The organism is Microcoleus sp. PH2017_28_MFU_U_A (assembly GCF_020738035.1).
GTDB lineage: Bacteria > Cyanobacteriota > Cyanobacteriia > Cyanobacteriales > Microcoleaceae > Microcoleus.
Window position 1 is genome coordinate 1 of sequence record NZ_JAEQCX010000197.1, and the last position, 6,742, is coordinate 6,742.

General features: G+C 47.4%; 6 protein-coding genes. 3 read left to right on the plus strand and 3 right to left on the minus strand.

Going from position 1 to position 6,742, the window contains the following annotated elements:
* Positions 1-194 precede the first annotated feature (194 nt).
* Positions 195-383, minus strand: a complete 189-nt coding sequence (locus JGK14_RS33280) for a heavy metal-binding domain-containing protein (protein ID WP_442921505.1) — start codon at positions 381-383, stop codon at positions 195-197.
* A gap of 150 nt (positions 384-533) precedes the next feature.
* On the opposite strand from JGK14_RS33280, the gene JGK14_RS33285 reads away from it, so the two are divergent.
* Entirely contained in the window at positions 534-1,634 is a 1,101-nt protein-coding gene (locus JGK14_RS33285) for a tetratricopeptide repeat protein (protein ID WP_293185834.1), read from the plus strand.
* Positions 1,635-1,960: 326 nt separating this feature from the next.
* Here the strand turns inward: JGK14_RS33285 and JGK14_RS33290 are convergent, their stop codons facing one another.
* Positions 1,961-2,197, minus strand: a complete 237-nt coding sequence (locus JGK14_RS33290; protein WP_293185835.1) for a hypothetical protein — start codon at positions 2,195-2,197, stop codon at positions 1,961-1,963.
* A 220-nt stretch (positions 2,198-2,417) separates the two neighbouring features.
* A complete protein-coding gene (locus tag JGK14_RS33295; protein ID WP_293147923.1) occupies positions 2,418-2,630 on the minus strand; it encodes a chlorophyll a/b-binding protein in 213 nt (70 codons plus the stop codon).
* Between the two features lie 535 nt (positions 2,631-3,165).
* Here JGK14_RS33295 and hflX point away from each other — a divergent pair.
* Positions 3,166-4,812: a GTPase HflX gene (hflX, locus tag JGK14_RS33300; protein WP_325315980.1), complete on the plus strand. Its 1,647-nt coding sequence runs from the start codon at positions 3,166-3,168 to the stop codon at positions 4,810-4,812.
* A gap of 1,140 nt (positions 4,813-5,952) precedes the next feature.
* Complete coding sequence (locus tag JGK14_RS33305; protein ID WP_293185837.1) at positions 5,953-6,555, plus strand: PEP-CTERM sorting domain-containing protein; 603 nt, start codon at positions 5,953-5,955, stop codon at positions 6,553-6,555.
* The last annotated feature ends 187 nt before the right edge of the window (positions 6,556-6,742 follow it).

Sequence of the window (6,742 nt, forward strand, 5' to 3'; positions counted from 1 at the left end):
CAAGGATTAGAAGTCATAAATAGATAGGACATACCCCCAACCAGGGGTATTTTTTTTTGACTAGAATCCCTCTAGAAGCTGCGGGCTTACAAGTAAGCTGTCTCAACGGCTGTAATGACGCAAATACGTTAAGCAAATAGAAAGTGTCTAGAAAGTACAGGCATAATGGCTGGAAGGGTAGCGAGATGGTAAGTCTAGAGGGCATGTCGCTGTCCTTTGAGAAACACTTCCTCGTAACTGCCGGTGCGCCCGCCGATGATGTCGCGAATACCCGCGAAGAAATCTCGCAGGGCGTTTGTGCCGTAGACAACCTCGGCAGTTACAATTCCCAAGTAAGATTGAATTTCTGCTCCTTGGATGATATCAGTTGTTGTTACAATCATCAGTTGGCCTCAAGTGCGAAAATTTTGAGTTGGTCGATTTCTGTAGGTTTACTACATCTCCCCGCTCAAAGATTCCAGGCAAACCCTAAGCTGTAAGCTTGTTAAGCTGACAGCAATTCGCTCTTTTAATCCACACACTCTTTGAAAAAAATGGCCGTCCACAAACAAAGTCTCTTGGTATTCAGTACACTTTTGGTAGCGGGATTCGCGATCGCAACGCCGCAGATAGCGCTCTCAGCAGACACACCAGAGGAAGTTCAACCTAAAAATAATGCAAATTTAGATAGTCTGCTGCGGCAAGGACGCGAGTTGGTAGATTTAGGAGACTACAGTAAGGCGATCGCCATTTATCAACAAGCAGCCCGTTTAGATACGGAAAACCCGCGTATTTTTTCCGGTATTGCCTATCTACAAGCGCGTCAGGGCAACTATCAAGCCTCAGTGGAATTTTACCAACAGGCGATCGGTCTGGAACCCAAAAATGCTGACTTTCAATACGCCTTAGGATATGCTATGGCGAACCTGCAAAACTATCCCGCAGCAGCAGCAGCTTACCGTCGCGCCGCTGTGCTCGATCGCAAAAATGTCAACGCCCGAATTGGACTCGGAGTGGTGCTGTTTCAGCAAAAAGATTACAGCGGTGCATTTAAAGCATACCAAGAGGCGATCGCCCTCGATCCCAAAAATTGGCAAGCTTATTCTTCATTGGGTTTAGTATTGATCCAGCAGGGAAACTTTGCCAGTGCTGTCACCGTGCTCAAACAAGCAGCCAAACTCGCTCCCAAACAAGCCAGCATTCAGTTAAAATTAGGTACTGCTTTGCTGCGTAGCGGCAACACTTCCGAAGGGCTAGCAGCTTTTGAAGAAGCGTCAAAACTAGAGCCGCGGAATCCCGAAGTACAGTTAGAAATTGGCGAACTTCTCAGAGCTCAAAACGACTTAGAAGGAGCGATTATAGCTTACAAGCGAGCGATTGACGTGCGACCGAATCTAGTGAGCGCATACGTTGCAATCGGGGAAATTCAACTAGAAAAACAAGATTTTTCAGGAGCAATTATCACTTTTCGGCGAGTGATCCAGCTCGATCCAGCCCGAGGAGAAGCTTATTACAACATGGGTCAAGCATTCAAAGCGCGCGATCGCAAATCCGACGCAATTCAAGCTTTTCAACAAGCCCTAGACACTTACCGCCAGCAAGGCAACAATGATGGCGCACAAAAAGCCGAGGCGGCGCTCAATGAACTAAAGTAATTAGTCAGTTGATAGTTGATAGTTGATAGTGTTTCTGATGGGTCAGAATCAACAATCCCCGATCGCGCGATACTCAGAAACCGGGTTTCTTCGGAAAATCTCGTGAAGAGGCGTAAATTCTCAGAGAAACCCGGTTTCTTGGACGCTTGCGCGTGGAACTCAGAAACCGGGTTTCTTGGATGCACGTAGGTTCTTTCTATTCTTCAAAGGTTAAATGCTGGATTAATTTATCGCTAGTTAAATCTTCTAAAAAGTAACGATAAGCATCTGCTGACTGAAATTGCGATCGCACTCGATCTATTTTAGGCAAACTACCCTGGCGCAAATCAATATATAGCCTTTCTCAAAAAGATGAGGTATGGCTGACAGCTTACATAACCGCTGAAATCAAGAGGGCCCAAGCCCAACAACGTCCGCGAATCTTTGTAAAAACCGCTATATTCTTGATAGCTAGAAAACTCCCAAGCCTCGGCTTTTTTAACTATATTAGTAGCACAAACTGGATTTAAGTGAATATAACGAGTTAGGTGTAATAAATACTCTTCTGTATCTACATGAAACATGAAACATGAACAATATCTGTTTGTCTATCAATATTCACCGCGCCACTCCTCTCGCCCCTACGCAGAATCATCGCATCAGAGCAAGAAGTCTGTTAATGCCATTCAAAAGTAACGAAAAATACAAAGGGACAAAATCCTACTCGCTGCCATTTGTAACTTTTAGGCTGTCTGGCAGTTGTGGCATTTCCTCATACTACCAGACAGGATAGAATGCTCGTTATTAGTGAGCGATGTAGGTAGGCAGAAAGTGAAGTATGTCGCGCAGAACGCTATATCCAGCCATGTCCCAAAGCAAATAAGCTAAGAAACCGATCATCGCTAAGCGACCGTTCCAAAGTTCTGCTTGTGGGTTTAACCCAAACAAAAAGGCGTTCCGATCTTTGCCGTTGTAGGCATTAGCGGTAGGAGGTAAGTTAGTAGGGCGAGTTTCCATTTTTTTACATTCCTTAACAATGTTTCGCTTATCATGGTAGCGACCTAATTTCTAGTTTGCTATCTGTCGATAGGTGCAAAATACATACAAGTCTAAAGGAGGATTTTGAGACAAAAATGACGTGTTAAATTTTGTTAAAAACCATTTTTTCAGCGATCGCCTGTATCGGTAGATACTAAAGACAACTGCAAGTTGAGATGGCTGCTGTGAAAAGCTTGCGAAGCCCTGCTGCGACAAACAACGGCCGTTGTGACTCGACAATACTGAAGTCGCGAGAAGCTACAGGAAAAAAAAATAGTCAATTTCAACCGCAAAACAGAACACGATCGCCCTTAACTTAACTAAAATAGGAACAAAGACAGAGCGCGAGGGAGAAACAGTTATCGAAACCATCTACGGCAATCTTCAGGGTTTAAAGTCCAGCCAGCTCAAGCAACTCGAAAAGCTTTACCACCAAAGACTACCGGGCGATCGCATCACCACGGCAGAATTCGCACAGCGCGTCGCCGCCATCAGTACCGAAATCGACAAGCCAATCTGCACCTACATCAACCGTCGCGGACAAGTAATTCGCGTCGGCGTCGGTACGCCCCGCCAAACCCAGATTGCACCCCTAGAATTGCCCCGCTACGGGGGAGGTCGCCTCAGTGGCATTCGCTGCATCGCCACCCACTTGAAGCCCGAAATCCCCAACGAAGCAGCCCTTACCGCCATGGCAATTCAGCGCCTCGATGCCCTGGTTTGGCTGACTCTAAGCGGCGGAGGATTTCAGCGCCGCGGCGGCGGTGCGGCCGGTTACATCCAAGACACTTATCTGGTTCACCTGATACCCCAGGGAGACCGACCAAATTTTGAGTTCTCTGTGTTGAGCGCTAAGTTAGAACCAGCTTCAACTAAAACAGAGGAAATAGAAGAGCCTTTAATTCAAAACTCACCAATCAAAACTCAAAACTTTCCCTGGAAAATATCAGAACCACTGAGTTTGGACGACCTCGCAGACCAAGACTTTCTGGAGTTGGTGGAAGGACTCGAAGCAGATTTTCAAGCAGAATTTGTCGCCAAACAAGTAGATGCAGACCAAGACAAAGTGCTGCTGGTTGGTGTGATGACTCAGCACATGACTCTGCTGGATTTTGAGGACGGACTCGCAGAAATCACGCGGCTGGTGGAAAGCGCCGGAGGTCAGGTATTGCAAACAGTGCGTCAAAAGCGATCGAACCCCCACCCGCAGACAGTCGTCGGCGAAGGCAAAATTCAAGAAATTTCCCTCACCGCTCAAACGATTAGCGCTAACCTCGTGGTATTCGATCGCGACTTGTCCCCCGCACAAATACGCAACTTGGAAATTCAGATTGGTATTCGTGTCGTCGATCGCACGGAGGTAATTCTCGACATCTTCGCCCAAAGAGCGCGATCGAGCGAAGGTAAATTGCAAGTAGAACTCGCTCAACTACAGTACAGCCTGCCCCGCCTGACAGGTCGCGGTCAAGCAATGTCGAGACAAGGCGGCGGTATCGGTACCAGAGGCCCCGGGGAAACTAAACTCGAAACCGAACGCCGGACGATCGCCAAACGCATTTCAAGATTGCAGCAAGAAGTAAATCAACTCCTAGCCCACCGCTTCCGGCTGCGGCAGAACCGGCACCACATGGACGTACCCTCAGTCGCGATCGTCGGCTACACCAATGCAGGTAAATCGACTCTGCTCAACCTGCTCACAAATTCCGAGGTCTACGCAGCCGACCAATTATTTGCCACCCTCGACCCCACCACCCGAAAGCTGACGATTCCTGGCGCCCTCACAGGAGAACCGCTGTCGATCGTCCTCACAGATACAGTGGGCTTTATTCGCGAACTTCCCCTCTCATTGATCGACGCTTTTCGGGCTACCCTCGAAGAAGTTACAGATGCCGATGCTTTGCTGCACCTTGTCGATCTTTCGCATCCCGCGTGGCAGAGCCAAATTCGCTCCGTCATGAATATTTTGACAGATATGCCCGTAACTCCCGGGCCTGCCCTTGTAGTATTTAACAAAATCGATGCCGTAGATGGAGATACTCTTGCTCTCGCCCGAGAAGAGTTTCCTCAAGCCGTATTTATTTCGGCCGCCAAAGGTCTCGGCATGGAAAGCCTGCGCGATCGACTAGCCCAGCTCATTCAATACGCCCTCTACCCTCGGTAAATACTTAAATATTCCTTTTCAGTAGTTGACATTCGGGAATACACGTACATATACTGAGGACAGATCTCGTCGAAGCATGAGACTATAAAAGAATAGTCAGATTGTGGATTGCTAATTAGAATACAGCAGATATAGTTTGCGATCGGTTACATACTTAACTTCAGGAGGCGGCGCTCAAGGTTGATTAACAGTAAGACTTTTTCGGACATTTGCACGGACGATCGCTTACATTTGTCATAGGTCTTCGTATCATATAGAGTCAGTAACTCTAGGCTCAAGCCACTGAGCTTGTTAGAGAGATCGAGCAAGCTGTACTGACGGGCCTCAGACCTTCGAGGTCTACGTTATTTGGGTCACGACACCCTGTGGATGCGAAGCTAGTCCCTTGCTCTGTCGAAGCGTGGTTAAACAGTTCTAAAGTCACGCTTTACACTGCTGCTAGCCGGAAAAAGCCCTTATAACTTTGGCGAAGCTAACATTACCCGAAAGGGATTTGGAGACAACCATATCGACCTAAAGCGGCAACCATACCCCTCTAACCCCGCAAGGGGATTCAAGGCGGTTGAAACCGCGCCCGTCGTTTCCCTCTCAGAACTAAAGTCTCGCTCGTTTCCCACTTACCGAGCTATTTTATGAATTTACCCACTCAGATGTAGGTGAAAAACCTTGGTAGTACGCAACCGCTATATAAATAAGTTGCCTCTACAGTATCAAAGCAAATAATCAGATTGGCTAATAGCGCTAAGCGATAACCAAGCTGAACGCAAGAATATAAGTGCTTGTAGAAATTTTTACGGGCATAGGTTGATAGGCCTTGGTTGAGATCCGATCTCAACTTATGTATTTGTTAGCAAATGTTAGCAAAAAAGTATCGGTAAAAACTCTCTTTTAATAGCTGTAAGGGCTGTTAGCTCAGAGGTTGCCAGACGGTGCAAACCACCCTAGGCGACTAGGGTCAAATAAAATAAGACGACCAAAGTGTTTGGGCGATCGCCTCAAGCGCTATACTATCTTTTACAGGCGTCCGGGAGAGAAAACATCAATTTATGGTAAGAACTCTAAAATCTATGCCCGCCGTGCAGCGCTAATCTCTAGCACTACTTCTATTCTCCGATTTTACCACTGTTTAACTAAATAGTTATGTGTACGCCACTGGCAAAACTAGCAATTGGACTCTCTGCCACAATGGCAACAGGGTTCTACTATCTAGCTGCCGCCCCTCCGGCTTCAGCAGCAGTCGATGTGTGCGGGCCCGGAAACTATTCAAGTGCCTGCGTCCCTGATAATTCCCTCAGCCCTCAATCACCAACACCCGTACCAGTCGAAGTACCGACATCACCTGCACCCGTGCGAGACGCGGTACCGGAAGCGCTGGTAGATCCAGCACCGATACCGATCGTACAACCTGTAGTGCCGGAAGTGCCGGTAGTCCAATCACCAGGCCCTATAATAGTAGAGCCCGCAGTACCGGAACCACCGGTAGCCTCACCACCACCATCAACCCCGATACCGATATTACCCACGCCGGTCATACCACCGGTCATACCACCGGTATCACCATCGCCATCGCCAGTTCCGCCGATACAGGTGCCATCGCCGATATTGCCAAACTACATAAACCCCCCCGTCATTAGAAGAACAACTATCCCAGAACCCGGTACTGTGGTAGCACTCCTGCTGACAGGCGCAGGAATCATCTGTTCCACCAGAAAACGAAACAAGCAGGTCGGTCAGCAACGGTAAGCAGGCCCAAGCTGCTGCTTGTTTTCAACATCTCTCCGTTTCTTGAAGCGCGAGTGTTTTTTTGTTTTTAGGTGAAATCATAAAAAATGTATTATAAAACTTTATTAAGTTTGTAAGCAGTAGTAAGCAATAGTAGTATCATATAGTCAAAATGGTCAACTGAGAGAATTATTGCGATCGTCAAAAA